Annotated in this window: 22 protein-coding genes; 14 read left to right on the top strand and 8 right to left on the bottom strand. The window is 66.9% G+C overall.

Annotated elements, in window-relative coordinates; all coding sequences use genetic code 11:
• The 4 genes from ACQR1F_RS28290 to ACQR1F_RS28275 are packed head-to-tail and all read left to right on the top strand — an operon-like array spanning position 1 to position 3,885.
• Positions 1 to 981, top strand: coding sequence for an ABC transporter permease (locus ACQR1F_RS28290; RefSeq protein ID WP_316182707.1), 981 nt, complete (start codon positions 1 to 3; stop codon positions 979 to 981).
• Positions 978 to 1,883, top strand: coding sequence for an ABC transporter permease (locus ACQR1F_RS28285; protein WP_316218590.1), 906 nt, complete (start codon positions 978 to 980; stop codon positions 1,881 to 1,883). The genes ACQR1F_RS28290 and ACQR1F_RS28285 overlap by 4 nt, the downstream gene beginning before the upstream one ends.
• Positions 1,883 to 2,878, top strand: a complete 996-nt coding sequence (locus tag ACQR1F_RS28280) for an ABC transporter ATP-binding protein (RefSeq protein ID WP_434914260.1) — start codon at positions 1,883 to 1,885, stop codon at positions 2,876 to 2,878. The genes ACQR1F_RS28285 and ACQR1F_RS28280 overlap by 1 nt, the downstream gene beginning before the upstream one ends.
• Positions 2,875 to 3,885: an ABC transporter ATP-binding protein gene (locus tag ACQR1F_RS28275; protein ID WP_315805006.1), complete on the top strand. Its 1,011-nt coding sequence runs from the start codon at positions 2,875 to 2,877 to the stop codon at positions 3,883 to 3,885. The genes ACQR1F_RS28280 and ACQR1F_RS28275 overlap by 4 nt, the downstream gene beginning before the upstream one ends.
• A 163-nt stretch (positions 3,886 to 4,048) precedes the next feature.
• Here the strand turns inward: ACQR1F_RS28275 and ACQR1F_RS28270 are convergent, their stop codons facing one another.
• Positions 4,049 to 5,629 carry an endonuclease/exonuclease/phosphatase family protein gene (locus ACQR1F_RS28270; protein WP_434914259.1) on the bottom strand — a complete coding sequence of 527 codons (1,581 nt, stop codon included), beginning with the start codon at positions 5,627 to 5,629 and terminating at the stop codon, positions 4,049 to 4,051.
• A 24-nt stretch (positions 5,630 to 5,653) separates the two neighbouring features.
• Positions 5,654 to 6,391, bottom strand: coding sequence for a hypothetical protein (locus ACQR1F_RS28265; RefSeq protein ID WP_434914258.1), 738 nt, complete (start codon positions 6,389 to 6,391; stop codon positions 5,654 to 5,656).
• A 171-nt stretch (positions 6,392 to 6,562) separates the two neighbouring features.
• Here ACQR1F_RS28265 and ACQR1F_RS28260 point away from each other — a divergent pair, with 171 nt between their 5' ends.
• From ACQR1F_RS28260 to ACQR1F_RS28250, 3 genes are all read left to right on the top strand, one after another.
• On the top strand, positions 6,563 to 7,210 hold the full coding sequence (locus ACQR1F_RS28260) for a hypothetical protein (RefSeq protein WP_434914257.1): 648 nt from the start codon (positions 6,563 to 6,565) through the stop codon (positions 7,208 to 7,210).
• Positions 7,211 to 7,426: 216 nt separating this feature from the next.
• On the top strand, positions 7,427 to 7,765 hold the full coding sequence (locus ACQR1F_RS28255; protein WP_315804986.1) for a hypothetical protein: 339 nt from the start codon (positions 7,427 to 7,429) through the stop codon (positions 7,763 to 7,765).
• 69 nt (positions 7,766 to 7,834) lie between these two features.
• Positions 7,835 to 8,290: an RbsD/FucU family protein gene (locus tag ACQR1F_RS28250; RefSeq protein WP_315804985.1), complete on the top strand. Its 456-nt coding sequence runs from the start codon at positions 7,835 to 7,837 to the stop codon at positions 8,288 to 8,290.
• A gap of 271 nt (positions 8,291 to 8,561) precedes the next feature.
• On the opposite strand, the gene ACQR1F_RS28245 is transcribed toward ACQR1F_RS28250, so the two are convergent.
• Positions 8,562 to 8,939, bottom strand: a complete 378-nt coding sequence (locus tag ACQR1F_RS28245; RefSeq protein WP_315804984.1) for a hypothetical protein — start codon at positions 8,937 to 8,939, stop codon at positions 8,562 to 8,564.
• A 416-nt stretch (positions 8,940 to 9,355) separates the two neighbouring features.
• On the opposite strand from ACQR1F_RS28245, the gene ACQR1F_RS28240 reads away from it, so the two are divergent.
• Positions 9,356 to 9,508 (top strand): hypothetical protein, encoded by a 153-nt coding sequence (locus tag ACQR1F_RS28240; protein ID WP_316182718.1) that lies wholly within the window; start codon positions 9,356 to 9,358, stop codon positions 9,506 to 9,508.
• Between the two features lie 225 nt (positions 9,509 to 9,733).
• Here ACQR1F_RS28240 and ACQR1F_RS28235 read toward each other — a convergent pair whose 3' ends face one another.
• On the bottom strand, positions 9,734 to 10,417 hold the full coding sequence (locus ACQR1F_RS28235; RefSeq protein ID WP_434885219.1) for a GNAT family N-acetyltransferase: 684 nt from the start codon (positions 10,415 to 10,417) through the stop codon (positions 9,734 to 9,736).
• A gap of 631 nt (positions 10,418 to 11,048) precedes the next feature.
• A complete protein-coding gene (locus tag ACQR1F_RS28230) occupies positions 11,049 to 12,254 on the bottom strand; it encodes a M20/M25/M40 family metallo-hydrolase (RefSeq protein WP_315804982.1) in 1,206 nt (401 codons plus the stop codon).
• 143 nt (positions 12,255 to 12,397) lie between these two features.
• Here ACQR1F_RS28230 and ACQR1F_RS28225 point away from each other — a divergent pair, with 143 nt between their 5' ends.
• The 4 genes from ACQR1F_RS28225 to ACQR1F_RS28210 all read left to right on the top strand — a co-directional run bounded on the left by ACQR1F_RS28225 (position 12,398) and on the right by ACQR1F_RS28210 (position 15,817).
• Positions 12,398 to 13,156: an SDR family oxidoreductase gene (locus tag ACQR1F_RS28225; protein WP_434914256.1), complete on the top strand. Its 759-nt coding sequence runs from the start codon at positions 12,398 to 12,400 to the stop codon at positions 13,154 to 13,156.
• Positions 13,153 to 14,061: a sigma-70 family RNA polymerase sigma factor gene (locus ACQR1F_RS28220; RefSeq protein ID WP_434914255.1), complete on the top strand. Its 909-nt coding sequence runs from the start codon at positions 13,153 to 13,155 to the stop codon at positions 14,059 to 14,061. Before ACQR1F_RS28225 ends, ACQR1F_RS28220 begins: the two co-directional genes overlap by 4 nt.
• Positions 14,062 to 14,142: 81 nt before the next feature.
• Positions 14,143 to 14,709, top strand: a complete 567-nt coding sequence (locus ACQR1F_RS28215) for a cytochrome b (RefSeq protein ID WP_434914254.1) — start codon at positions 14,143 to 14,145, stop codon at positions 14,707 to 14,709.
• A 202-nt stretch (positions 14,710 to 14,911) separates the two neighbouring features.
• On the top strand, positions 14,912 to 15,817 hold the full coding sequence (locus ACQR1F_RS28210; protein WP_434914253.1) for a biotin/lipoyl-binding protein: 906 nt from the start codon (positions 14,912 to 14,914) through the stop codon (positions 15,815 to 15,817).
• An 87-nt stretch (positions 15,818 to 15,904) separates the two neighbouring features.
• Here ACQR1F_RS28210 and recQ read toward each other — a convergent pair whose 3' ends face one another.
• Positions 15,905 to 17,710, bottom strand: a complete 1,806-nt coding sequence (gene recQ, locus ACQR1F_RS28205; protein WP_434914252.1) for a DNA helicase RecQ — start codon at positions 17,708 to 17,710, stop codon at positions 15,905 to 15,907.
• A 225-nt stretch (positions 17,711 to 17,935) separates the two neighbouring features.
• Between recQ and ACQR1F_RS28200 the strand changes: the two genes are divergently transcribed.
• Entirely contained in the window at positions 17,936 to 18,583 is a 648-nt protein-coding gene (locus ACQR1F_RS28200) for an AAA family ATPase (RefSeq protein ID WP_434885972.1), read from the top strand.
• On the top strand, positions 18,580 to 19,161 hold the full coding sequence (locus ACQR1F_RS28195) for a DUF697 domain-containing protein (protein WP_434896274.1): 582 nt from the start codon (positions 18,580 to 18,582) through the stop codon (positions 19,159 to 19,161). Before ACQR1F_RS28200 ends, ACQR1F_RS28195 begins: the two co-directional genes overlap by 4 nt.
• Before the next feature lie 3 nt (positions 19,162 to 19,164).
• Here the strand turns inward: ACQR1F_RS28195 and ACQR1F_RS28190 are convergent, their stop codons facing one another.
• Both ACQR1F_RS28190 and ACQR1F_RS28185 read right to left on the bottom strand, forming a co-directional pair.
• Complete coding sequence (locus tag ACQR1F_RS28190; protein ID WP_434914251.1) at positions 19,165 to 20,388, bottom strand: trans-sulfuration enzyme family protein; 1,224 nt, start codon at positions 20,386 to 20,388, stop codon at positions 19,165 to 19,167.
• Complete coding sequence (locus tag ACQR1F_RS28185) at positions 20,381 to 25,945, bottom strand: type I polyketide synthase (protein WP_434914250.1); 5,565 nt, start codon at positions 25,943 to 25,945, stop codon at positions 20,381 to 20,383. Before ACQR1F_RS28185 ends, ACQR1F_RS28190 begins: the two co-directional genes overlap by 8 nt.

The raw sequence follows: 25,945 nt of genomic DNA, 5'->3' as shown, positions 1-25,945 counted from the left end.
ATGGCATTCGCCACCCATCTGGCCCGGCAGATCATCAATGCTGTCGCGCTGCTGATCGCCGTGCTGGTGCTCAACTTCTGCCTGATCCATCTTGCTCCCGGCGATCCCGTCCAGGTGATCGCCGGCGAGATGGGCGGCGCATCGGCGGAGGTCGTCGCGGCACTGCGGGCCAAATACGGCCTCGACCAGAGCCTGTTGCAGCAGCTGTCCATCTATCTCGCGAACGTCGCCGTCGGCGATTTCGGCTACTCCTACTACTTCAACCAGCCCGTGCTCGGCCTGATCCTGCAGCGGCTGCCGGCGACGCTCTATCTGACCCTGTGCGCCCTTTCCGGTGCGCTCGCGATCGGCACATTGCTCGGGGTGGTCAGCGCGCGGCGGCCGAACGGCCCCTTCAGCCACGCCGTCACCGTGGTCTCGCTGGCGGGCTATGCCGCGCCGATCTTCTGGACCGGGCTGATGTTGCTGCTGCTGTTCGGCTCGGTATGGCCGATCCTCCCCGTGGTCGGAATGACCGACGTGGTGAATCCCAAGCAGGGCTTCGCCTACGCGCTCGATGTCGGCCGCCATCTGGTGTTGCCTTCGCTGACGCTCGCGCTCGTGTTCATCGCGCAATACAGCCGGCTGGCGCGGGTGAACATGATCGAGGCGCTGTCGGCCGACTATGTCAGAACCGCCCGTGCCAAGGGGCTCCCGGAATGGCTGGTGGTCGGCAAACACGCGTTGCGCAATACGCTGATCCCGATCGTCACCGTCGCCGGCCATCAGTTCGGCAATCTGTTCGCCGGCGCCGTGCTGGTCGAGACCGTGTTCAGCTGGCCCGGCATGGGCCGGCTGGTGTTCGATTCCATCCTGCGTCGCGACTATCCGACCCTGATGGCGGTGCTGTTCTTCTCTGCGCTGATGGTGATGACCGCCAACATTCTGACTGACGTGGTCTACCGCCTCGTTGACCCGCGAATTCGGACAGGACGGCGATGACGGTGATCGAGAGCACCTCGCAGGTGTCGACGTCGCCGGCCGATCTGCCCGCGCGAACCGCCGCGTCGCCGGGCCGCCTGGCGCTGCGGCAGTTCATGAAGAGCCCGTCGGGCGTCGCCGGCGCCTGCATGCTGATCCTGATCATTCTGGTGGCCGTGGTCGGGCCATCGCTGTATCCGGTCGATCCGCTCGATCTCGTCGGCGCCCCGTTCATGCCGCCGGATGCTGATGCCTGGTTCGGCACCGACTATCTCGGACGCGACGTCCTGGCCGGCCTCATCCATGGTGGGCGCGCGACGCTCGCCGTCGGCGCCGTCGCGGCGCTCATCACGATCGCAATCGGACTCGTGATCGGCGCGGTCGGCGGCTTTTTCGGCGGCGCCATCGATGCCACCATGGTCAAGATCACCGAGTTCTTCCAGATCCTGCCGCCATTGCTGTTCGCGATGGTGCTGGTAACACTGTTCGGGCCGAAGCTGACCACGATCACGCTTGCGATCGGCGGCGTGAGCTGGACCTCTGTGGCGCGGCTGACGCGGGCGGAGTTCATGCGGCTGCGCGATCTCGATTTCGTCAAGGCGTCGCGCGCGGCGGGCGCCTCCAACGCGAACCTGATCCTGCGCGTGCTGCTGCCCAATGCGCTGCCCGCGGTGATCGTGTCGGCGACGCTGGCGATCGGCGTCGCGATCCTGTTCGAGGGCGGCCTGAGCTTCCTCGGTCTGGGCGACCCGAACGTCATGAGCTGGGGACTGATGCTGGGCCAGAACCGCAACTACATTCTCGATGCCTGGTGGGCGGTGATGTTCCCGGGAGCGGCGATCTTCCTTGCGGTGCTCGCGATCAGCCTGGTCGGCGACGGTCTCAACGACGCGATCAATCCGCGTCTGCGGCGGAGGTCGTGATGAGTGCGCTGCTCGAAGTGGATGATCTCAACGTCAGCATGCGCAACGGGGCCGGCCGCCTCGTCCCGGTGATCGAGAACCTGTCGTTCACGGTCGCGCCGGGGCAGACCCTGGCGCTGGTCGGCGAATCCGGCTGTGGCAAGAGCATGACGGCGCTGGCGCTTATGCGGCTGCTGCCGGAGGATTTCGTCATTACGTCGGGCCGCATCGTGCTGGAGGGCAGGGACCTGCTGGCCCTGTCGCCGAAGGAGATGCGGAGCTTGCGCGGCAGCGCCATGTCGATGATCTTCCAGGAGCCGATGACCGCACTCAACCCGCTGTTCACCGTGGGTGATCAGATCGGAGAGGTGCTGCGCTGGCACCAGGGGCTCGATCGCGCGGCGGCGCGCTCGCGCGCCATCGAGCTGCTCCGCGCCGTGCAGATTCCCGCGGCCGGGCAGCGGATCGATGCCTATCCTCACCAGCTCTCGGGAGGCATGCGCCAGCGCGTGATGATCGCAATGGCGCTGGCCGGGCGGCCGAAGCTCTTGATCGCCGATGAGCCGACCACCGCGCTCGACGTCACCGTGCAGGCGCAGATCTTCGACCTGCTGGCCGAGCTGCAGCGCAGCACCGGCACGGCGATCCTGCTGATCACCCACGATCTCGGCGCGGTCGCCGAGCTCGCGGACGAGATGCTGGTGCTCTATGCCGGACGCTGCATCGAGGCGGGGGCCGCGGACGCGATCGCGACAGCGCCGCGCCATCCCTATACGCGGGGTCTGCTGAACTGTGTTCCGCACCTCGCCCTTGGCGAGCCGCCGCGGCCCTGGGTCGATCTCGGCGAGATCCCCGGCATGGTGCCGCCACTCGGCGCGCGCGGTGCCGATTGCGCCTTTCTCGCAAGATGCGCGCAGGCCCGCGACATCTGCCGTGCGAAGCTGCAACCTGCGCTCGAGCCGATTGCCCCGGGGCACGCCGTGTCGTGTTGGCGCAGGACGGAGATCGCGGCATGAGCATGGCGGAAGCCATCCGCGGGACAGGCGCCCAAGAGGTGCTGCTCGACGTCAACGACCTCGTCGTGCATTTTCCGGCCGGCCGCCGCCATGGCAAGCCGTCCTTCGTGCACGCGGTCGACGGCGTCAGCTTTCGCGTTCGCCGCGGCACCACCTTCGGCATCGTCGGCGAGAGCGGCTCGGGCAAGTCGACCACCGCGCAGGCCGTGATGCGGCTGGTGCCGGCGACATCCGGCCAGATCGTGTTCGGCAACCGCGACATTGCGGGCCTCACCGGCCAGCCGCTGCGCGAGGTGCGGCGGCATCTGCAGATCGTGTTCCAGGACCCGTTCTCGGCGCTCAATCCGCGCCGCCGCGCGGGCGATCAGATCCGCGAGCCCCTCGACCTGCTCGGAATCGGGACGCGCAGCGAGCGCGACGAGCGGGTGCGCAGGCTGCTGGCCGAGGTTGGATTGCCGCCGCAAGCCGCCGACCTGTTTCCGCATCAATTTTCCGGCGGCCAGCGCCAGCGTTTGTGCATCGCTCGGGCGATGGCGCCAGAGCCCGACCTGATCGTCTGCGACGAGGCGGTGTCCGCGCTCGACGTGGCGATCCAGGCGCAGATCCTCAATCTGTTGAAGCGGCTGCAGCGCGAGCGTGATCTCACTTACATCTTCATCTCGCACGATCTCGGCGTGATTCAGAAATTCTGCGATGAGGTCGCGGTGATGTATCTCGGCAAGATCGTCGAGCAGGCGCCGGCGGCCGACATCTTCGCCGCGCCCCGTCATCCCTATACGTGGTCGCTGATTGCGGCCGCCGCGCCGCCCGGCCCGATGCGTGAGGACCTGAAGCGCCGCTATCTCGTCAAGGGCGATCCGCCGAGCCCGGTCGATCCGCCGCCCGGCTGCCGTTTCGCGCAGCGCTGCCCGATGGCGATCGACGAATGCTCGCAGCGTCTCCCCGTTCTGGATGCGATCGGATCACATCATTACGTTGCGTGCCACCGTGCTGCCGAGCTGCCCTGAGACAAGCGGGCCGTGCAATCGCGCGATATCAGCTCGGCGCACGCGAGCCTGCTCGGCTCCAGCTGGAGTGTAATTCGGAAAATCAAAAATATGTTTTCCGCGGAGATCATGCTCCAACAAAGGGATGAGATCATGATGCGCTTCCGCCGAAACGCATCTTGGGTCAGTGCCTTGGGCTGGCGAACAAAGTCGTCTCCAATCCGATGTGGTCCGAGAGATAGTCCTGCGGGCCGGGGGTGACGACCCAGCGAATGCGTGACTTGAAAGCGCGCCGGCGCACACGCGAGACGTCGAGAATGAAGCCGTGAAATGCAGTCGCACGTTCCATGAACAGGTAGTCGATCCTGGATCCGGTGGGATTCGCGTCGTCCGGCTGCATGTCGTCGCAGTAGTAATCGACATCGTCCGACATCGTTGGCGTGGCAAGGGCCGGATCGTAGGCTTGCCGATATGCCTCGCTGGCGCGATAGACCTTACAGTTGGTATTGAAGTCGTTGTAGATCGGCTCGTCGCCCTCGCCGTGACGGTCGGTCAAACCATCGCTTTTCATCGTATCGAACGGGACGGTCCACAGGTCATAAAAGCCGGCCTGCTCCATCGCCGCGACCAGATTGTGGTATTCGTCGGTGTCCGCGCCGATGTTGAAATCTCCGGCGACAATGGCCACGTTGGATGGAAGGTGCGTCGCCTTGATGAAGGCAATCAACTCGTCAATCTGCCTGCGCCTGACGTCGATCTTCTCCGCGTCGGTCGGGCCGGGCGACAGAAGGCCGCCGTCGCCGGCATAAACGTGCGTCGAATATAGCTCGATCGCACCAAAGCCAACCGGGATACGCGTGAGCTGCACCCCCTTGTTCGCCCATTTGTCGGAATCGAACATGTAGCTCATCTCGCATCCGCCGGGCATGACTCGCGACACGCCGTCCGCGGCATAGACATGCCCGCCGCCATTCTCGATCGTCCGCGTCGGGCTGAGTACGAGAATCCCACTCTGCAGCTGCTTGTAGGCGAGGGAGCCGGTCGGTCCCTCGACATGCTGCGCGGTGCCATGTGCCAGGATCTTATCCCTCGTATCCTGGTCCCAAGCCTCGACCAGCGATACGAGGTCGTAGGCGAACACCCTCCGGCCGATTTCGTCGGCGCGCTCGGGGATAACCGGCTTCTCCATGGCGCTCACTTCGAACACGCCAAGTACCGGCGCGACCATCTGCATCAGCAGCTCGAATACGACCTCCTCCGGGATCGAGAAGAGGCTTATCAGCCAGTCGAGGTCGGAACTGAGATGTTCGATGATGTATCCGCCGAGCGAGAGGCAGTCGCCCACCAGCTTGCAGGCATCGTTCAGCGGGTTGACGGAAACGCCGCAGACTTCCACGATCGGTGGGAAGATGCGGTCGCAGACATCTCCGATGTCGGCCCCGACCATCTCCAGTGCCTTGCCGATGAACTCGGCCGACGAGACCCCGAGACAAGCCGCGAAGTGGCCCACTCCCCCGGCAGCGGCGACGATCTCCTTCAGTCCGATCTTCGCGCGCAGGCACCAGATGTTGTAGTGCAAGAATGAAATTCGTGTCGTGGAGGGGCCCGACAGGCGCCAAGCTGCGTCGGCGAACGAAGCCGTCGGCAGGGTCGTTCCCGGTGCCGCTCCGGGGTAGCGCAGCCTGGACAAGAGGCTGTGCAGCGATTGCGGCGGGTGAAGTGCGTCGGCCTGCTGCGCGAGCTGATTGAACGACGTGGTGGGCATGCGCGCGTCCTCCTGACTGGTGAATCAGCTTGCCTGGAAGCGGTAGGCGAGCGTCGGCCAGGACAGCCAGCGTTCCGGCGCCCGTCTGACCTCCTGTTCGATCTTCTGGTTCACCCAGGCAGCGAGATCCTCCGGCTGCTTGCCGGCGGTGGGCAGTGTCGCCACCACCTCCACACGGTTGTCCCTGGGCGCTATCAGCGCCAGCGTGTAGCCGTTGCGGATCGCAAGCCTCAGAATGGCGGCCGGGGTCTTGGCGGGGCGCCCGAAGAATGGGCTGCGGATGAACTCGGTGCCCGGATGAATGTTGTCCATCATCGCGAACACGTTGCGGCCTTCGCGCATGTACGCGGCGAGCGCCGACGCACCGCCTTCGGCCCGGAAGTTCAGTGTGGTGCCCGCGTCCTTCAGCTCGGAGAGCCAGGGAGCATCATTCGATACCAGAACGACCACATGCTTTTCTTTCGCAGTGCCGAGCAGGCTCGCGAGCTCCGGGAAGTACCATCCGACAATCAGCAGCTTCTCCGATGCCGGCAGGTTCACATCGATCTGCCGCGTCTTCCATGCGCTTAGATTGCTCATGGCATCGAGCCAGGCCCGCTGATGAGCCGAGCCGAAATCGGCGCGGGCGCGAGGATGGGGGGCGGCGAGCAGCTTGCCTGCCCAGGCAAAGGCATGGTCCGCGCAGGCCGGAACCGACCTCTCGACTGCGTCGACCTTCAATCCGTGAATGCCGCTCAGGACGGTGTGCAGATCATTGGGCATTTCAAGACCCCGCCAGTTCGCATGTTCTGAGCGCGGCCTGTCACGCGCCAGAACATCCTACTTGATAGCTAACGGTCGCAGGCGCCAGCCGATGGAGCGTTGACGTGAATCAACCCGCGGCGGCCGAGTTGACGATATTTTAAGTTACATCTTCAACGGGAGGCGGCGAACATGACGAGCGACATCAAACTCACCGACACGTCGGTCATCCTGGAAGGATCAACGACTGTGCTGCAGAGCGGCAACGTCAGGATTCCCGTCGACGCGCAGGGCTATCCCGGCATGCTCAGAATCGATTTTGACGGCGCGGAGGCCCACGCGGGGCGTCTCTTGCTGGCTCCGGCCTGGCTGGGGCGAGCGATGATGGTATGCAACGTCGAGACGGTGCAGCTCCAGAGCCCGAAAGTGCCCCCGGCGGCGCGCGCGGCGCTCTCGCACTCCCAGGCAGACGAGCTTGTTCTCAACGATGGCAAGCATTACGCGGGGGGCGTTTCGATTCACGGTGCTGCGAAACTCGAAGACATGACCGTTAAAGGCGCCGCGCGGTTCGAGAAAACCGTTGCCGCTCCAGACGGAATTGTGGCCGGTGGCGTTACGATCGCAGTCCCCGCAACGCCTGCACTGCAACCGGGTCCAGTTGCGAGCTCCCACACCAGCATGGAGATCAACTCGTCGACCATTCGTGTGACCACGACCCATGTCGGGATGATCGGGCATCAGCCCGCGCCGGACGTCCTCGACCTGGTCGCGGAGATCCGCAGCCTTCGCGACCGGGTGGCCGCGCTGGAGAAGAAGGCCGGGGTTCCCGTGCCGGCCTAGCCTCGAGAGCCTCCTCGCCTTGGTCGCGCCGTGGCAAAGCCAAATGTCATGTGTTGGCGTGATCCAACACCGTACCATGTCGGATGATCGCGAACTTCATCAAGGTCGATTCCTCACGGCTGCAAACCATCTCTTGGAATGTCCAGTCAATGGCCGTACGTTGGTGGGCGGGACGGAATTAGCCCAAAGCAAACACCGTGGAGAACAGTTGGTCTGATGGATGAGGACGACCCGAGCGATCAAATCTCCCTCATCGAGCGGCGGATCGAACAGCTTGCCGAAATGGCCGAGCGGTGTCGAAAGATCATCCTGGCCTCGAAGATCGTCATATCCGGCGGCGCCGCATTGCTGCTCGGGGCGGTACTGGGCCTGCTCGGGTCCAATGCGGTCGTCGTCCTCGGGGCGATTGCCGCGGTGCTCGGCGGCATCGTTTCGCTCGGATCGAACGTGAGCACCTTGCGACAGACCATGGCGGCGATGGCTGCCGCTGAAACGCTGCGCGCGGACCTGATTGGCAGCATCGATCTTCGGCTGGTCGGCGAGGGGCGAGCGTAGCCCGCAATGCGATGGCTGCGGTCGCAACTGCCGACATGGTCCGTCCATGAAAACTGACAGGGAGACCACATGCTCAAGGGGATCGATCCGCTGCTCAATGCCGACGTGCTCTACGCGCTCAGAGCGATGGGGCATGGCGACCGTCTCGTGATCTGCGACACCAACTTTCCGGCGGATGCGATCGCGCGGCAGACCGTCTTCGGCGAGTTGCTGCGCATCGACAATGTGAGTGCGGCCAGGGCCGTCCAGGCGGTGCTGTCGGTGCTTCCGCTCGACACCTTCATCGACGATGCCGCCATCCGGATGGAGGTCGTCGGCAAGCCGGAGGAGGTGACGCCGGTGCAGCAGGAGGTCCAGGCGGTGACCAACAGCGCCGAAGGCAGGCCGTGGCCGCTGGTCGGCGTCGAGCGCTACGCATTCTATGAAATGGCCAAGAGCGCCTACTGCGTGATCGCGACCGGCGAGCGCCGGTTCTACGGCTGCTTCATCTTCAGCAAGGGCGTCATCCCGCTGGATGGCGCATAGCGATCACGATGCGGGCTGGCGCGCCGCATCTGGGCAGGGGTGTGCATGCCAGTAGGTCGCGATCGGTCATCCGCTTCGCGTTCGACGCGTCGCGCCCGCCGCGGCTCAATGGGCGTCAGGGGAAGCGACCCGGCGAGAGGTCGGTCTTGCATGTCGCTGCGCTCATGGCGGCTACGGGACTGGTCACGACGGCAGAAAAGGGAGTCCAGCGCCGGGCGAGCGCCACGAGACCTCGCCCGGTGCCGCGCCGAGGTTTCAATCAGAAGCGGCCTCAGCGGCAATTCCAGGTCGTGCCCTGCGCGCAGACCGCGTTCGGGCTGTCGCCGCCATAGACCTGATAGGGGTATTCGCCCTTGCGGTAGTAGCCATAGGCGTGCGGGTTCACGCCATAGTAGGCGGGAGCCTCGTAATAGGCCGGGCCGCCATAGACCGGACCATCGTAGTAATCATAGGCGTCGCGGCTTGCGGCGATCGCAAGACCGGTGCCGATGGCTCCGGCCGCCAGCGCCGCGCCGACGGCAGCGCCACCACCGCCGTGCCAGCGCCCATTCCGAGCGTCGGCGCTGGTCGGGGTCAAGGCGCCGATCGCGAGTGCAGTCAATGAAGCGATTGCGGCCGTGCGGCCGAGCAGAGATTTCTTGGTCGACATGTCAGGCCTCCAGTGAAGTGCGCCGTGATCGGCGGATGTCTTGAGGTGTCCGGCTCTGCCGAGAACTGTTGACGACTGTCAGAAGCGGGGCATGCCGGTAGACGGATGATCAGTTGCCGTGCTGGATCCGACTTCGCTTCAGGTGCCAGCGGCGCTCCCAAAGTGAATGTCAGGGTCCACCGCATTAGAACCGCTGCTGCCCTTTGGAGTTCCGGGTCGCCGACCGAACTTGTGCGCGTCGTCGAATCGCCGTGGAGGTGGGCCTGTCGGCGGATTGACTTCCTGGAACCTCGGCGTTACGTCTCCGGCGTCAGCAGCAGCCACTGATCGACCATCTCGCAAGGGCCGCCGAAGCGGCTCGAGAGGTGGACGGGTGGATATCCGCGAGCCTGCATCGCAGCCTGGATGGGACGCGCGTGGTGAACTACGCGCAAAGCGCGGATCAAGACGCCGCAGCGCGCGTCATCGAGCGCCTCATGGCGCGCGGCCTGATCCAGGGCAACAACGCTTTCGGCCAGGCCGACCCTGGCCTCTACGAAGTCGTCTCGACGCTCGAGCGAAAGAGCTGACGACCCGACCACGAGCGCTCGTCCATGAACAGATGCGCGTTTAGATGAGCTTGCGCGACACGTGCGATGGGCTTGCCGGGGCACCGGCCCGCTTGCCTGCGCCGTGAGGATGAAGCGACGGGTCGCCGCAACACCGGCGGCCCCCACGCAAAGCATGCGTTGACGGCCGAAATACCGTGCGCAAGACAACTGATCGATCGCTCAGCGCCAACGTGCTCCATCCGCTCACCGACCGTCCTGCATGAGCTTTTCGAAGCGGAAGAAGTCGCCGTCGTCAGGCATGCCTTGCAGCGGCGGCTGGTGCGGCAGCGGGTTGTAGGCGTTGTAGTACTCGACGATCTTGAAGCCGCATTTGTTGACATAGAAATGAATGTTGCGCTTCTCGAAATAGGGCGTGAACGTCTGCCACACCTTGGTGTCCGGATAGCGCGCCTCGATCGCGTGCCAGGCCCTTTGCCCGATGCCGCGGCCATGCTGCCGGATCGAGATGTAGAACAGATCGAGCGAATTGTGATGCGAGATTGGATCGATGGTCAGGACGGCGCCGCCGACGGGTGTGCCGTCCAACAGGATTTGATATGTCACGGCGCCCGCCGCGTTGACTGACTGTTCGATGTCGTCGTCGGAGGGGATCGATTGGTCCGGGACCGAGCCGACCTCGTCCATCACGGCGGCCGAGAAGGCCTCCCGCAATTCTTTCTTGAAGCCCTGCAGATTCCGGTTGTCCGCGATCTCGAGTGTCACGCGGCTCTCGCCGATGTCATGAGTCAAAGGCTCTCCTCGCTCCAAAAGCTGCCTATGCGACCTGCGCCACGTGATGTGAACGTCATCAAGCTTACCGCCGTCTGACATGGGCCGAACGGAATCGTCTGGTCGCGCCAGGCGCAAGCGCAGTGTGCCAGCCGGCACGCGCGCGGATCCGGCCGATGTGCACGACGGGCAATCCTCGCATGCCCTCCATGCGCCAACTGGCCGTCGTGCCAGTTTGTCGCGGACTTCTCCCTTGTCACGTCGGGCAAATCACCTCCACATTTCCGGACATCCCGGCTCGCTGAAGAGGGACGTTTCGCGATCGTCACGAGCGTCGAGCCGGAAGATGCGATGGGCGTGTTGCTCCGCAGCCTGGTGTCACAGCCGAGCCGACGAACGGAGCGACGCGACGGCGAAATCGTGTGGTCCTGGCATCGCGGTGCTGATGCCAAGCCGGCGGTGATGATCCGCAGGCGACGGGGGCAAGACAGCCGTTCCCCGGGGAGAGCTCGTATAAGCTGTCAAACCGTCGCGCAGGGAAGGCCGGATATTGGGCTGAACCTGTGGTTCTGCCGCGTGCTTCTTGTTGCACGCGGACCGCGGGTATCAGCCGATACCCGGTCTTCCCTGCGCCTCTTCTTCGTAGGAGAGGTCAGCTCCATGCAAAACTCGGGCGTACGCCGCCGCGAGATCGCTCGGCCTTGTCTGCAGATCGATCGCCCGAAGGAGGGAAGTGGTGGTGACGATGTCCCGCGCCGGCGTTGCGCAGGCTTCCTGCATCGGCGTCGTGTCAGCCCATCGTCGCGAGCCGCAGCGCCAGCGCGCAGGCGCGGTCGTATTCGTCGAGGTTGATCCATTCGTCTGTCGTGTGCGGCTCGTTCTGGCCGGTGCCGAAGGTCACGGTCGGGATGCCGTGGCGGACCATCCAGTTGGCGTCGAGGCCGCCATTGCCGGCGCGCAAGGTCGGCGTGGCGCCGATGTCGGCGACGGCCGCGGTGGCGCGCTTGACGACGGGCAGGGTCTCCTTCATCCGGAACGGATGATAGTCGGTCTCGGCCTTGAACTTGACGCGGCCGGACTTGCCCTCGCTGTTGGTGACCTGCTTGGCCGCCTTCTCGAAAGCCGTCTTGTAGGCCTTGGTGATCTCGCGGATGAATTTGGCATCGTGGCTGCGGCATTCGCCGCGGACGTGGACGTAGTCGGTCACGACGTTGGTGGCGTCGCCCGCGGGGCGGCCTTCGCCGCCGGTGACCGGGCCGACATTGCTGGTGCCAAGCCTCGCGGCCTTGCCCTTGCCCTTCACCACCTTGCCGAACCAGCCGCCGGCTTTGACGTCGGCGAGCGCGAGCGCCAGGATCATGGTGGCGCTGATGCCGCGCTCAGGCGCGACGCCGGCATGCGAGGCGCGTCCGAAGATCTCGACCTCCCAGCGGTCGGCACCGACAGCCCCGATCGTGACGGCGGAGGCGGAGCTGCCGTCGAAGTTGAACGCCATCTCGGGCCCGCCGAGGTCGTCGGTGTTGACGTGCCGCGCGCCATAGAGCCCGCTCTCCTCGCGCACGCAGAACAGCAGGGTGATCGGCGGATGATCGAGCCTCTCGCGGATCAGCTCGGCCGCGAGGGTGACGAGAATGCCGCAGCCGCAGCGATTGTCGCCGCCGAGCGCGGTCCTGGCCTGATTGACGATCTTGCGGCCGGAGATCTTCGGCTGCGCGCCGGCGCACAGCGGCACGGTGTCCATGTGGGTCATGAACATGACGCGCGGCTGGTTGTGCATCGTGCCGCGGCCGGGCAGCTCGACGATCAGGTTGCCGGTCTCGGTCGGCAGCGGAATCCGGGTGTTGGCATCATCGAGCCGCATCGCCTTGGCCGGGACCCCCGCCTGCTTCAGCGCCGCCATGATCTCGCGCCCGATCGCCTTTTCCTGTCCAGTCACGCCCTGCACGGCGAGAAAACGCATCAGACGATCGGTGGCGGCGGCGGTGTCGACGGACATGAAGCGATTCCCATGATGAACGATGTACCCGGAGCATCCAGCCGGGCGGCCGGTTGCGCAAGAGGGCTCGCATTGGTTTCGCCGCCTGACTCTTTTCCGATGCCTCGATCGTCTTCATGTCATCTCGACATTGGAGCATCATCATGAGCCTGAAAGACAAGACGATCGTCGTCACCGGCGGAAGCCGCGGCCTCGGCCTGGGAGTCGTGGAGGCCCTCGTCGATCGCGGTGCCAAGGTGACCGTCGTCGCGCGTGGAACCGGCGCGTTGAATGCCGTCGCCGCCCGCCTCGGCGTGGCCACGATCGCGGCCGACGTCACCGACGAGGCCGCCGCGCATCGCATCGTCGGCGATATCCGCCCCGACATCCTGATCTTGAACGCCGGAACGACGCCGCACATGGACCGGCTGGATCGGCTGACCTGGAGGGATTTCTCGGTTGCCTGGGACACGGACGTCAAGGCGGGCTTGTACTGGATCCAGGCGGCGCTCAAGCTCCCCCTGAAACCAGGAAGCCGCGTCCTGGTCGGATCGAGCGGCGCGGCGGTGGGCGGTTCACAGATGTCAGGCGGCTATGGCGGCGCCAAGCGCATGCTCTGGTTCATGGCGAAATACGCCAACGGCGTGTCGCAGGACGACAGGCTCGGCATCCGCTTCCAGGCGATCGTGCCGCGCATGATGATCCTCGGCACGGGAGTGGGGGATACGGCCGCGGGCGCCTATGCGGGCGCGATGGGCATTACGCCGGAAGCGTTCGTCGCCCGTTTCGGCGCGCCGATGCTGCCGCGCGCGTTCGGCGATCGCGTCGTCTCCGTGCTGGAGGACCAGCGCTTCGCCGATGGTGTGGTGTTCGGTCTGAACGGCGACGACGGCGTGACGGTGATGGAAGGAGCGGCAGCTTGAGTGACGGCGGACATGCTTCGCCCGGCGTGCGCAGCGCCGAGCTCGTGGCCCTGGCGGAGCAGCTGCGGCCGGAGCTGCATCGCTATTGCGCGCGCCTGATGGGCTCGGTGATCGACGGCGAGGACGTCGTGCAGGACACACTGACAAAAGCGCTCGTCGCGGTGAACGAGATGCGCGACGTCGCGATGCTGCGCGCCTGGCTGTTCCGGGTCGCGCACAACCGGGCGCTCGACTTGCTGCGCAGCCGTGTGATCCGGGCTGCCGAACCGATGGAGGCGGCCGACGGCGTCGCCGACGACACCGTGCCCGATGCCATGGAGATGATGATGCGCGAGGAGGCGGTGCGGACCGCGGTGTCGCGCTTCGCGGAGCTTCCGATCACTCAGCGCAGCGTCCTCGTTCTGAAGGACGTGCTCGACGAGCCGCTCGCCGACATCGCGGCGCTGCTCGGCCTGACGGTGGACTCGGTGAAGGCGCATCTCGCCCGCGCCCGGGCGCGGCTCTCCGAGATCAACGCTGTGGCCGAGGCACGGCCGGCGGCGAGACCCGCCTCCGATGCGGTGACACGCTATGTCAGCCTGTTCAACCGGCGTGATTGGGACGGCCTGCGTGCGCTGCTGGCGCACGACGTCAAACTGCACCAGTCCACTCATCCCGTCCGTGTCGGCTCGACCGATGTCGGGATGTTCTTCAGCATCTATGCCGGGATGGACGGCGTCTGGCTGGCGCCGGCCCGGCTGGAGGGCCGGGAAGTGATCGCCGTGTTCGAACGCCCGGGCGATCCGCAGCCCAGCTACTTCATGTGGCTGAGCTGGCGCGACGGCAAGATCAGCTTCATCCGCGACTACCGCTACGTCCGCTATGTCATGGCCGATGCAGAGCTGGCACTCGTCCTGCCGGTCTGAGCACCCAGACCTGCAAGGGCTTGATCCACATCAACGAGGGACGGTCGCGCCAGGAGCATCTTTTATTAACAGAGGTCTGAGATGCAGCTCTTCAACTCGACGAGGGACTACGGCGCGATTCCGCAGACGCTGCATTGGCTGACGGTCGTTCTCGTGGCCGTCGCCTGGGCGCTTGGGGTGTTCGGTGACGTGCTGCCCAAGGGCGCGCCGCGCGAGTCCGGCCTGCTCGTCCATGTGACGGCCGGGATCGCGATCCTCATGCTTCTGGTGGTGCGCCTGGCTTGGCGGCTGGCCGATCCATCTCCGCCGCCGGAAGCGACCGAATTCGCCACATGGATGGGAAAGTGGCAGGATCCGGCCGCGCGTTTCGCGCACTATGTTCTCTATGCGCTGCTCTTTGCCGTGCCCGTCATTGGCATCGTGTTGCAGTTTGCGCGCGGTGAGTCCTTGCCGCTGTTTGGCATCGCCGAGATCGCGTCGCCCTGGCCCAAGGATCGCGCGTTTGCTCACAACGTCAAGGAAGTGCATGAAATTCTCGCCCACTCCCTTGTCATCGTGGCCGCAATGCATGCGGCCGCCGCGCTGATCCATCACTGGATCTTCCGGGACCGGACGCTGCTTCGCATGCTGCCTCACTCGGACGATTAGGGAAGGCGACACGCCTGTCGGAAATCATGGATTGCACCGGTCGCTTCCGCCGCGGTCGTCAGAGCCGTCTCGTGTCGAGCTGTGAGGTGGCGTCGCGGTGCCGTCGATGCGGGCATTGTTTCGAGAAATTGAAGACCCAATTCGGTCCAGGCGCCATTATCAACCGGCCTGCGAGCCGCCACATCGGCGTCACGAGCATCCGGTGGGCGCGACCCTCACGTCACGAGGACGGCGCCGAGGCAGCAAACGCGCCCGATGCCGTGGTCGTGAGGAGCGAACGGTGGACGGACAGCAAGCGCCGGGCGGATCCCGGCCGGGCATTGTGCATAAGGAGCGTTCGCCGGCGGACCCGCGCGCCACACCCAGGGGGGCCGCTGGACGTGCGCTGTGGCCGCTCGCCGGGCTCGGCCTGATGATCGGAATGCTCGTCGCGCTGCCATGGATGGTCGAATATGTGACCGTCGGCCAGTATCTCGTCCACACCGATGATGCCTATGTCAGGATGAACGAAGTCCCGGTCAGGTCGGCGGTGTCCGGCCGGGTCAGGGACCTGCTCGTGACCGACAATCAGGAGATCGTTGCGGGACAGGTTCTGGCACGGATCGAGCACCGGGACGAGCGCGCCGCGACGGTCGCGCTGAACGACGTCATCGCTCCCGTCGCCGGCGTCGTGGCCGCAGGCGGTCTCCATGTCGGGGACGTCGTGAGGGCAGATCGGTCGTTGATGGCCGTGGTCACGCCGGGCGAGCCCGATATCATCGCTGCCCTCGCGGTCTCCGAGATCACCTATGTCGCGATCGGACAGGCGGTCACGATCGACGTGCCGGGCCTGCCTTCCATCCGGCTGTATGGACATGTTGCGGATGCCGAACTGATCGGCGCAGCGTCCGGCTCGCCGGACAACGAAGACCGGATCGCGCTGAGGATCCGCCTGCCGAGGGCGGCGATGCCCACCGGATTGAGATCAGGCATGGCGGTCGGTGCGACGATCCTGACTGGCCTGACCGGGACGGAGCGGATGGTTTCGCAGATCTTGCGGGAGAGGGCGCAGAAGAGCTGTCGCTGCGAGCAGGATCTCCAACCCGCGTCGATGCAGCGGCGCATCTGACCATGACCATCCCTGCGCAACCTCGAATGCCGCCGTGAACTTGGTAAAGAGGAACCTTGCGCGCGCCCAGCGAACGTGCCGCCGGTCTCAATCGCCCGCATCATGCGCGTTGATGACCGCCACGAAGGCCTCGCCGTAGCGCGCGAGCTTGACCGTGCCGGCGCCGGGGATGCTGGCGAGCTCCGCGACGGAGCGTGGATGGCGGGCCGCCATCTCGGCCAGCGTCTTGTCGTGGAAGATGACGTAGGGCGGGACGTTCTGCGCCTTGGCGAGCTCCATCCGCCGCACGCGCAGCTTGTCGAACAGCTCGCGGTCGATGTCGGGAAACGCCGTCGCGGTCTGGCGCTCCCGGACCTTGCGGTCGCGCTTCGCCTTCTTCAGCACGCGCAGGCTGAGCTGCGGCCTGTCGCGCAGGAACTGGCGGCCTTCGGGCGAGATCGACAGGCCGCCATGGCCGGCGACGTCGACGCTGATCAGGCCGTGCGCGACGAGCTGGCGCACGATCGAGCGCCAGGCGTTGCGGTCGTGCTCCTTGCCGATGCCGAAGGTCGAGAGCTTGTCATGGCCGAGCCGCTCGATGCGCTCGTCGCTCTCGCCGAGCAGCACCGCGATGACGTGGGCCTGGCCGAAGCGCTCTCCGGTGCGGTGGATGCAGGACAACAGCTTCTGCGCGGCGATGGTGCCGTCGAAGGTCTCCGGCGGGTCGAGGCAGATGTCGCAATTGCCGCAGGGCGCGCAATCGTCGCCGAAATAGCGCAGCAGCACCTGGCGGCGGCACTGGCAGGTCTCGGCGAAGCCGAGCAGCGCGTCGAGCTTGCGGCGCTCGGTGCGCTTGCGCGCATCGGGCGCGTCGGACTCGTCGATGAAGCGGCGGCGCAGCGCGATGTCCTCGGCGCCGTACAGCATCAGTGTCTCGGAGGGCAGCCCGTCGCGCCCGGCGCGGCCGGTCTCCTGATAGTAGGCCTCGATGCTGGAGGGCAGGTCGGCATGAACAACGAAGCGCACGTCGGGCTTGTCGATGCCCATGCCGAAGGCGATGGTGGCAACCATGATCAGGCCCTGCTCGAGCTGGAAGCGGCGCTGATTCTTCTCCCGCGCCTTCATCTCCATGCCGGCATGATAGGGCAGCGCCGGGAAGCCGTGATCGCTGAGCGAGGCCGCGACCTCCTCGGTCTTGCGCTTCGACAGACAATAGACGATACCGCTCTCGCCCTCGCGCGATTTGAGGAAGGCCAGCATCTGCTGCATGCTGTTGACCTTCTCGGCCGCGCCATAGCGGATGTTCGGCCGGTCGAAGCCGGCGATGAAGCTGTTGCCGTCGCCGATGGCGAGATGCTCGACGATCTCGGCGCGGGTCGGCGCATCGGCCGTGGCGGTGAGCGCGATGCGCGGTATGGTGGGGAACAGCCCGGCGAGGCAGTCGAGGGCGCGGTATTCGGGCCGGAAGTCATGGCCCCATTGCGAAACGCAATGCGCCTCGTCGATCGCGATCAGCGACAATTGCGCGGTTTCGAGGCGCTCGAGGTTCTCGGGCTTGAGCAGCGTCTCCGGCGCCATGTAGAGCAGGTCGAGCTCGCCGCGCTCGATGTCCTGCCACAGCAGATCCTTCTCCGCGCCCCAGAGCCGCGAGTTGAGCGCCGCGGCCTTCACGCCGGCCTGCCGGAGCGCCGCGACCTGGTCCTCCATCAGCGCGATCAGCGGCGAGATGATCAGCCCGAGGCCGGGACGCGCCAGCGCCGGAATCTGGTAGCACAACGACTTGCCGCCGCCGGTCGGCATCAGCACGAAGGCGTTATGGCCGGCGATCACGTGCTCGACGATGTCGCGCTGCCGTCCGCGGAAACTGTCATAGCCGAACACGGTCTTGAGGATCGAGAGCGGATCGGCGGCCATGGCAACGCACTTCTTCGACGGACAGAGGGACTGGATAAGTCCCGTCGCAGCCCGCCGCCGTCAAGCGAAAGCTGCCCGCTGGCGCGCATTTCGGCCAGGCGATGCATGGGGCGGGGGACAGCGGCAGGGGGCGCGTTGGACAAGCCGAGGAGTTATGGCAGAATCGACTTGCATCGCATTATGCTCCTATCCTGATACGCGCATGGGCTCCCGGGGTGAGCTGATATGACTAATCGGATCATCACGCTGGCCACGCTGAAGGGTGGGAGCGGCAAGAGTACGGTCGCGACCTGCCTGGCGGTGCATTGGCACCTCGCCGGGCGCAGGGTGGTGCTGGTTGATGCCGATCCGCAGCGATCGGTGGTGCGGCTCGCCGAGCGGGAGCGTGCGCTCGCCGGCCTGCGCGTCGTCGAGGATGCCACCGAAGGCGTTTGGCGCACCGCCAAGGAGCTCGCAAAATCGGCGCTGGTGATCATCGACACGCCGGGGTTCCGCACGCCCTCGACGCTCGGCGCCTTGGCCGCGGCCGATCTCGTGATCGTTCCGGTGAAGCCGTCGCCGCTGGATGTCGATGCCATGCTCGACACGCTTGCGATCCTGGTCAACGGCATCAAGGGCTGGCGGCCGCTGTTCCGCTGCCTGCTGACGCAGACGACGCGGGAGTCCGTGATCGCCAAGCACATCCGTGCGGAGATCATGAAGGCCGGCTTCCCGCTGCTCGACAGCGAGATGCAGAACCGCGTCGCCTATCCGGAAGCCGCGCTGTATGGCGCCACGCCGGATCTGATCGACGAGGGCGGGCGCGCGGCGCAGGACATCGCGGCGATCGCCGACGAGATCGATCGTCTGTTCCTCCACGAGGCCGCGGCATGAGCCGCAAGCTGCCGAAGGCGGTCGGCCGGACCATGGGGGAGATGCGCGGCACCGGCGCTGCTGATGGCGACGACGCGCAGGTCGCCGAGGGCAAGAGCGTGAAGGCCAAGGCGGCGCCTGCGGATGCCGGTTCGGACCCGGTCGACGAGGTGATCGCGCCGGCGCTGGTGTCCGGCGTGTCGTCGGCGGTCGTGCCGCCGCACCGGCAGCGCGGCCAGCTGATCGTCGAGCGCTATGCCGCCTATGCCGCCGCGGGTGGGCTGATCCCGATTCCCTTCGCCGGCCCCGTCGGGGTCGGGCTGATCGTGCTGCATATGCTGAAGAAGCTCGCCGAGGAGTACAGCGTGCCGTTCCAATACGATCAGGCGCGCCCGATCGTTGCCAGCCTGATGGCGGCTGCGGCGCCTGTGGTGGCGGGCGGCCTGACCACGGCGGCGCTGAGTCGTGTGGTGCCCGGCGCCAACCTGTACGGGATCGCGGTGTTCTCGCTGACGGCGATGACCACCACGCGCGTGCTCGGCGGCATCTTCCTCGATCATTTCGAGCAGGGCGGCAGCCTTGCCGACCTCGGCGCGTGACCGCTACGCGTCTCCATCGAGTGCGCGCGACCAGTCGGCGATCAGATCGGCAGCCTCCTCGAGGCCGGTCGAGAGCCGCACCCAGAATTCATCCGCCGGCTGTTTGGCGAACTGCCGCGGCGGCGGCTCCAGGATCGGCAGCACGAGGCTCTCGGCGCCGCCCCAGCCGAAGCCGAGCCGGCTCAGAGCGAGGCGGTTGATGGCGGCGATGACGTCGTCGCGGGCCTCGGCGGCGAAGGCGATCGTCAGCAGTCCGGCTGCGCTCCTGCAGTCGCGCCGCCACAGCTCGTGCCCCGGCGCGCCAGGCAGTGCCGGGCACAGCACGCGGCGCACGTCCGCGCGTGCGGCGAACCAGCGGCCGAGCTCGATCGTGGTGCGCAGCTGGCGCTCGCCGCGCAATGGCAGGCTGCGCAGGCCGCGCAGCGCCAGATACGATTCCAGCGCGCCGGGTACGTGCCCGAGCTGTACGGCGATGTCCTTCAGCCGCGCGGCATGGCGGTGCGAGGTGACGAGGGCGCCGAGCATCAGGTCGGCATGGCCCGCCGCCTGCTTGCCGAGCGACACCACGACCACGTCGACACCGTGCTCGAACGGCCGGAACGCGCCGAACGCGCCCCAGCTGTTGTCGAGAATGGTGATGACGCCGTGCGATCGCGCCGCAGCCGCGATGGCGGGTACGTCCTGCATCTCCAGCGACAGCGAGCCCGGCGATTCCATATAGACCGCGCAGGTCCCCGGCCGCAGCAGCCGGGCGATGTCGGCGCCGGCGGCCGGATCGTAGAACTCGATCTCGACGCCAAGGCCGCGCAGCACGGTCTCGCAGAACCGGCGGGTGCTCGACGCGACGGTGTCGGCGACGAGGAGATGCTGGCCGGCGCGGGCGAAGGCGATCAGGGCCGCGGTCACCGCGGCGCTGCCGCTCGACACCAGGATGGCGCGTTCGCCGAGCTCGAGCTGGGCGACCGCCGTCTCGATCCTGCTGACGGCGGGCGTGCCCATGCCGCCATAGAAGAACACGTCGAACGGATTGGCCTCGGCTTCGTGCAGAGTCTCGACAGTGTCGAAGAACACCGTCGAGGCCGGCTGGATCGCGGGCTGCGGAGTCTGCCGCTCTGCGGTTGCTTGAACGGCACGGGTGGACAGATGGAGCTGTGGTCCGCAAGGCTGATCCGGCATCCCGGTCCCGGTCCGCGACGTGCTCAGTCTGATGGCATTGTTCTCAGTCACGGCCGGTGCCCTCCGCAGCGAGCATGTCGATCAGCGCATCGAGTTCGTCCTCCGACAGGGCATCGAGCTCGCCGTCGGACAGGATTGGCGTGTCGCCTGCCGGAACGGGTTCGGCGGAAGGCGCATCCGCCCGCATCGTTTCGAGATGCGATGCGAGCAGCCGCGGTGTCGGATGGTCGAAGATCACGGTGGCCGGCAGGCGGATGCCGGTGCGGCCCTGCAGGCGGTTGCGCAGGTCGAGGCCGCTCAGGGAGTCCAGGCCAAGCTCCGCGAAGCGCCGGTCGGGATCGATGCCATCGCCTGCATCACGCCCGAGCGACCGGGCGAGATCGGCCAGGACCCTGGCAAGCAGCGTCTCATCCGAAGGACGTGGCTCCGCGATCTCCGTCCGAGCCTTTGCTGGAACGTGCCGCTCGCGGCCGGCGCGCAGCTCCGCGAGTTGAGGCGCCGCCGGGCGGCGCTCCAGGAAGCGATCGACGTCGAGCGGCACCACGCCGATCTGCGCCGGATTGGCTTTCAGGATGCGCCAGAGCGCGTCGAGACCTTGCGCGGTGCGGATCCCGCCGATGCCGAGGCGCTGCAGATTGCCTTGATGGTCGTGTTCGGCCACGACGCCGGTCTCCGACCAGGCGCCCCAGTTGATGCTGATTGCGGCAAGCCCACGCGCACGCCGATGGGCGGCCAGCGCATCGAGCCAGGCATTGGCGGCCGCATGGCTGGCCTGTCCGGCCGAGCCGAGCAGCGATGCGGCGGAGGAGAACAGTACGAAGCAGCCGAGGTCATGCTGCGCAAACAGCCGATGCAGCACCAACGCGCCGGCCACTTTGGGATCGAACGCCAGGGCCAGCCGCCCCGGCGACTGTTCAGTCAACAGCGCATCGTCGAGCACGCCGGCCGCGTGAAACACGCCGCGGATGGGGACGTCGGCGGGCAATGAAGAGAGCACCGACTGCATTGCATGCTCGCTCGCGACGTCGGCCACCAGCGCATGGATCTGGATTCCCGCGGCGCTCCAGCCTGCGAGACGCCGCGCAATGGTCTCATCGGGCGGGCGGCGACCAAGCAGCGCGATGTTGCGCGCGCCCTTCGCGATCAGCGCTTCCGCGAGCGCCAGGCCAAGACCGCCATAGCCGCCGGTGATCAGTTGGATGCCGTCGAACGAAAGTGTGGCGGGCGAACCCTCGGTCCGCTTCGGCGGGGCTGGCGCAATCCGCGGCACGAAACGGCGCCCGTTGCGGACCGCCTGAAGCGTTTCGCCCTCGTCGCAATCGAGCGCGGCCAGCAGATCGGCGCTGGTCGTGCTGGCGTCGATATCGATCAGTCGTGCGGCCAGATTCGGCAGCTCGAGCGCTGCCACTTTCATCAGCCCCGGCAGCGAGGCTGCGACCAGACCATCGACCTGGTCGCCCGGTGATGCAGCGATCGCACCGCGGGTCAGGATGCTGACGCGCGCGGGCGAGGACAGGCTTGCAGCAAGCTGCAAGGTGGCGAGACTGCGCGCCGTCGTGTCGAGGATCGCCGCGCGCATGGTTTCGACTGCGACGTCGGGAGCGCCGGCCGCATCCAGCGCCGTGCAGTCGACAACGTGAACGCGGCCCGTCGCTTCGGCCGCACGGCGATGCAGCTCGGGTGGTTGCAGCAGGCTGCATTGCGCGCCGGCTTCGGCCAGCACCTGCGCCAGCCGTGCCGCCTCACCTCCCTCGTCGGCCACGAGAAGCCATTCGCTTTCGGCAACGACATGGCCGGCGCGCGCGAGGATGACGGTCTGACCGAACGGCTCTGCGCCAAGCAGCGGTGAGATCTCGTCGAAGCCGTGTCGTGTGAGCATCCGGCCCCAGCCGGCGATGTCGAGCAAAGCATGGCCGGTCTTGCGCCGGTCGTCATCGAAGCGCCACCAGCCGTCGGTCATGCCGAAGGTCAGATCGAGCCAGCGCTGCGGCGTCACCGCTTCGACGAGCACCAGCAGACCGCCAGGCGCCAGCAACTGGCGCGCGTGGGCGAGCGTGACGGCAAGGTCTCGCGTCGCATGCAGCACGTTGGCGGCGACCACGATGTCGAAGCTTCGCAGCGTGAGACCCTGGCTCGCTGGCTCCGCTTCGATATCAAGACGCTTCGTCTCGATCTGCTCGCCGAAGCGGTCGCGTGCATCGGTCAGGAACACGGTGCCGATGTCGGTGAACACGTAGCGTGTGGCATCTCTGGGCAGCGCATCGAGCACGGCGGCCGTGGTCGCTCCGGTCCCGGCACCGATCTCCAGGACCTGGATCTGACCGGGGGCTGCCTGTTCGGCCCAGGACGCCAGCGCCTGCTTCAGCAGCGTGTTCATACAGCGCGTCGGCAACGGCTCAGAATAGAGCTCAGCGAGCTGGCGCGGATCGCCGGCGGGTGACAGCAATTCGAGCGGATCGAGCTTGCCGGTGAGCACCTCGTGCAGCCGGGGTCCGCAACGCGACAGCAGCCGCCACTCGGCGGCGATCGAGATGTCGGGCAAATTGGCGGGCGCGCGCGGCGGCAGCGGCCGGTCGGGCCGATCGACAAAGCCGGTGGATATCGTGGCGATGAGGCCGGCCTCCGCCAACATCGACAGCATGCGCGCGAGCAGGGCGCGCTGGTTCAAAGCAATGCCGAAGCGCACCGCGATCGTCTCCACCGAGCCGTCGAGCGCGAGGTGACGGCGCCAGCCGAGCGCATGGAGCGCGCCGGCGGCATAGCAAAGGCTGACCTCATCGAGCAGCCGTTGGCCGTCGCGATAGGCGACGTAGGCCGGCGTTGTCGCGAGACGTTCGCCTGTCGCGGCAACCGATGCCGCGATCTTGCGGACGGCGGGCCGGTGCAGCCGCTGCGCGCGCCAATGCTCGGCGATGAACCAGGCGTCGGGCGCGGCATCCGCGTGGGCCAGCCAGTCGGCCGGCATGGCGCGCGCTTCGAAGCCTTCGATCACGAGCCGCGTATCGCCCGTGTCCGAGAGCAGGCGCAGGTCGGCGGTGACGCTGTCGGCATCGCGGCGCGTCAGGCGCATGTGCCACCAGCCGGTCGCCTGGTCCGGACCAGCCGTCCATCGCAGGCCGGCGCAACGCACCGGGACGATCGGCGCATTGTAGTCGTCGCCGAGCGCCGCGAGCAGCAATTGAAAGCCCGCATCGATCAAGCCAGGATGCAGCGGACCTGCTTCATCCGCGGTGAGATGATCGAGTGGCGCGCAGCGCGCCAGGGCCTGGTCTCGGCCGCGCCAGACCTGCTGCAGATGGCGAAAGCGCGGGCCGAGCGCGATCCCGAACCGGCGGGCGCGCGCATAGAGCGCGACGACATCGAGCGCGTCGGGGCAAGCGCCGCGGAGCGCAGCGAGATCGCTCGCGGGTGCAGCCCCGCTGACGTCCTGCAAGCGCGCTGTCAGGCACCGCCGCCATGCCGACTCATTAGCGGCACGGCCCATCAGTTTGAGCTGGCCGCCATCGGCATCGCCATCAGTGACGGCGATTTCCACCTCCACGTCAGCGCCACGCGGCAGCGTGAGGGGCTGTGGCAGCCTGATGTCGCTGAGGTCGCTGACGCCGAGGCGCATGGCCGCCTCGCGGGCGGCCGCAATCCATACGGCGCCGGCGACAACGATCGCGCCCTGCACCTCGTGATCGTCAAGCAGCGGCTGCAGCGAAGGGCCAAGCCGGAAATGAAACAAGGTCGCGTCGAGCGCGGCCGAGCGGACGAGAGCGCCGATCGGAGAGCGGGGCGTGCCGCTTGCGAGGTCGAACCAATAACGCTGCCGCTGGAACGCCGTGGTGGCGACATCGCGCTTGCGCCAGCTCTGCCGTGGCCAGAGCATCGACCAGTCGACGCTGCGGCCCGCGAGAAACGCCGCAGCGGCGGCGTGGCGGTCGGTTGTTCGTTCGCCGTCGCCACTCACGCTGCGAGCGACCGCGGAAGCGGCCTGCGAGGTGGCGTCACCGCGTGCAAAGGCGCGTAGCTGCCGCGCGAACTCGCTGGGCTCGGATGCGATCGCCGTGAGGCGATGCCCGAACGCGCCGCGGCAGGTCGCGGCTGTCGCACAATAATCGCGGAGCTCGGCCGCCGGCAATGCGTCCAGCAGACCCGCGTGCTGCTCGGCCTGCTCGCGCAGCGCCGCGGCGGACTTTGCCGAGATCACCAGCAGCTCGTCGCCGCAAGGCGCCGGAATGGCCGGCACATCCGCGGGCACGGGCACCTCGATGACGAGATGGGCGTTGGTGCCGGAGAAGCCGAAGGCGCTGACGGCGGCGACGCGTCGGCCCGGCGGCAAGGGCGTCGGCTTGCGCGGCACTGCAAGCCGGTAGTGATCCCAGTCGATGTTCGGATTGGGTGTCTCGAAGTGCAGATGCGGCGGCACGATGCCGTTCCGCAGACTGAGAAGGGTCTTCATCAGCCCGGCAACGCCGGCCGCGGCTTCCAGATGCCCGAAATTGGTCTTCAGCGATCCAACAAGCAGCGGCTCGTTGCGCTCGGTGGCATAGACACGGCCGATCGCCCGCAGCTCGATGGGATCACCGAGCGGGGTGCCGGTGCCATGAGCCTCGACATAGGCGACGTCCGACGCAGCGAGGCCGGCGCGGCTGAGCGCTTCGCGCATGACGGCTTCCTGCGCCGCTCCGCTCGGCACGGTCAGGCCGCCGCTGGCGCCGTCCTGGTTGACGGCGCTGCCTCTGATGATGCCGAGGATGGTGTCGCCGTCGGCCTCGGCATCGGCGAGACGCTTCAGCACCACGACGCCGCAGCCCTCGCCACGGACATAGCCGTCGGCGCCGGCGTCGAAGGTGCGGCAGCGCCCGCGCGGCGACAGCATGTGCGCCTTGGAGAAGGCGATGCTCGGGATTGGGCTGAGGATCAGTCCGACGCCGCCGGCGAGCGCGAGGCTGCATTCGTTCTGCTGCAGGCTGCGGCAGGCCTGGTGGATCGCGACCAGCGACGACGAGCAGGCGGTGTCGATGGTCATGCTCGGACCGGTGAGGCCGAGGGCATAGGACAGGCGGCCGGCGGCCACGCTGAGCACCGTGCCGCTGACATGATAGGGCCCGACGCGGTCGCGATCCTCGGGCGCCGCCTGCAGCGTTGCGTAGTCGAAAGTGCCGAGACCCACGAACACGCCGGCGGCGCTGCCGTAGAGCGCGGTCGGATCCTGGTTGGCGCGCTCCAGCGCCTCCCAGCTCACTTCGAGCAGGACACGCTGCTGCGGATCCATGGCGTGGGCTTCGCGCGGCGCGATGTTGAAGAAGTCGGCATCGAAGCGATCGACGCCTGCGCAGAACGCGCCGTGGCGCGCGGTCATGTGCCCCGGCGTGGCGGGATCCGGATCGACGAGGCGGGCGTTGTCCCAGCGATCCCGTGGCGTCTCGGTCACTGCGTCACGTCCATTGGCGAGACTGTCCCACAGCTCCGCGGGCGTACCGGCGCCGGGCAGGCGGCAGGCCATGCCGACAATCGCGATCGGCGCCGGCGTCTTGAGGCGCGCGATCTCCGCCTCGAGGCGGCGGATCGTCAGCAGCGCCTGCTTGATGAGGGACGGGTCCTTGGGCTCTGGACTGCTCAT

The sequence above is a fragment of the Bradyrhizobium sp. HKCCYLS3013 genome, assembly GCF_051167615.1.
GTDB lineage: Bacteria > Pseudomonadota > Alphaproteobacteria > Rhizobiales > Xanthobacteraceae > Bradyrhizobium.
This window is presented reverse-complemented; position numbering and strand designations above follow the sequence as displayed.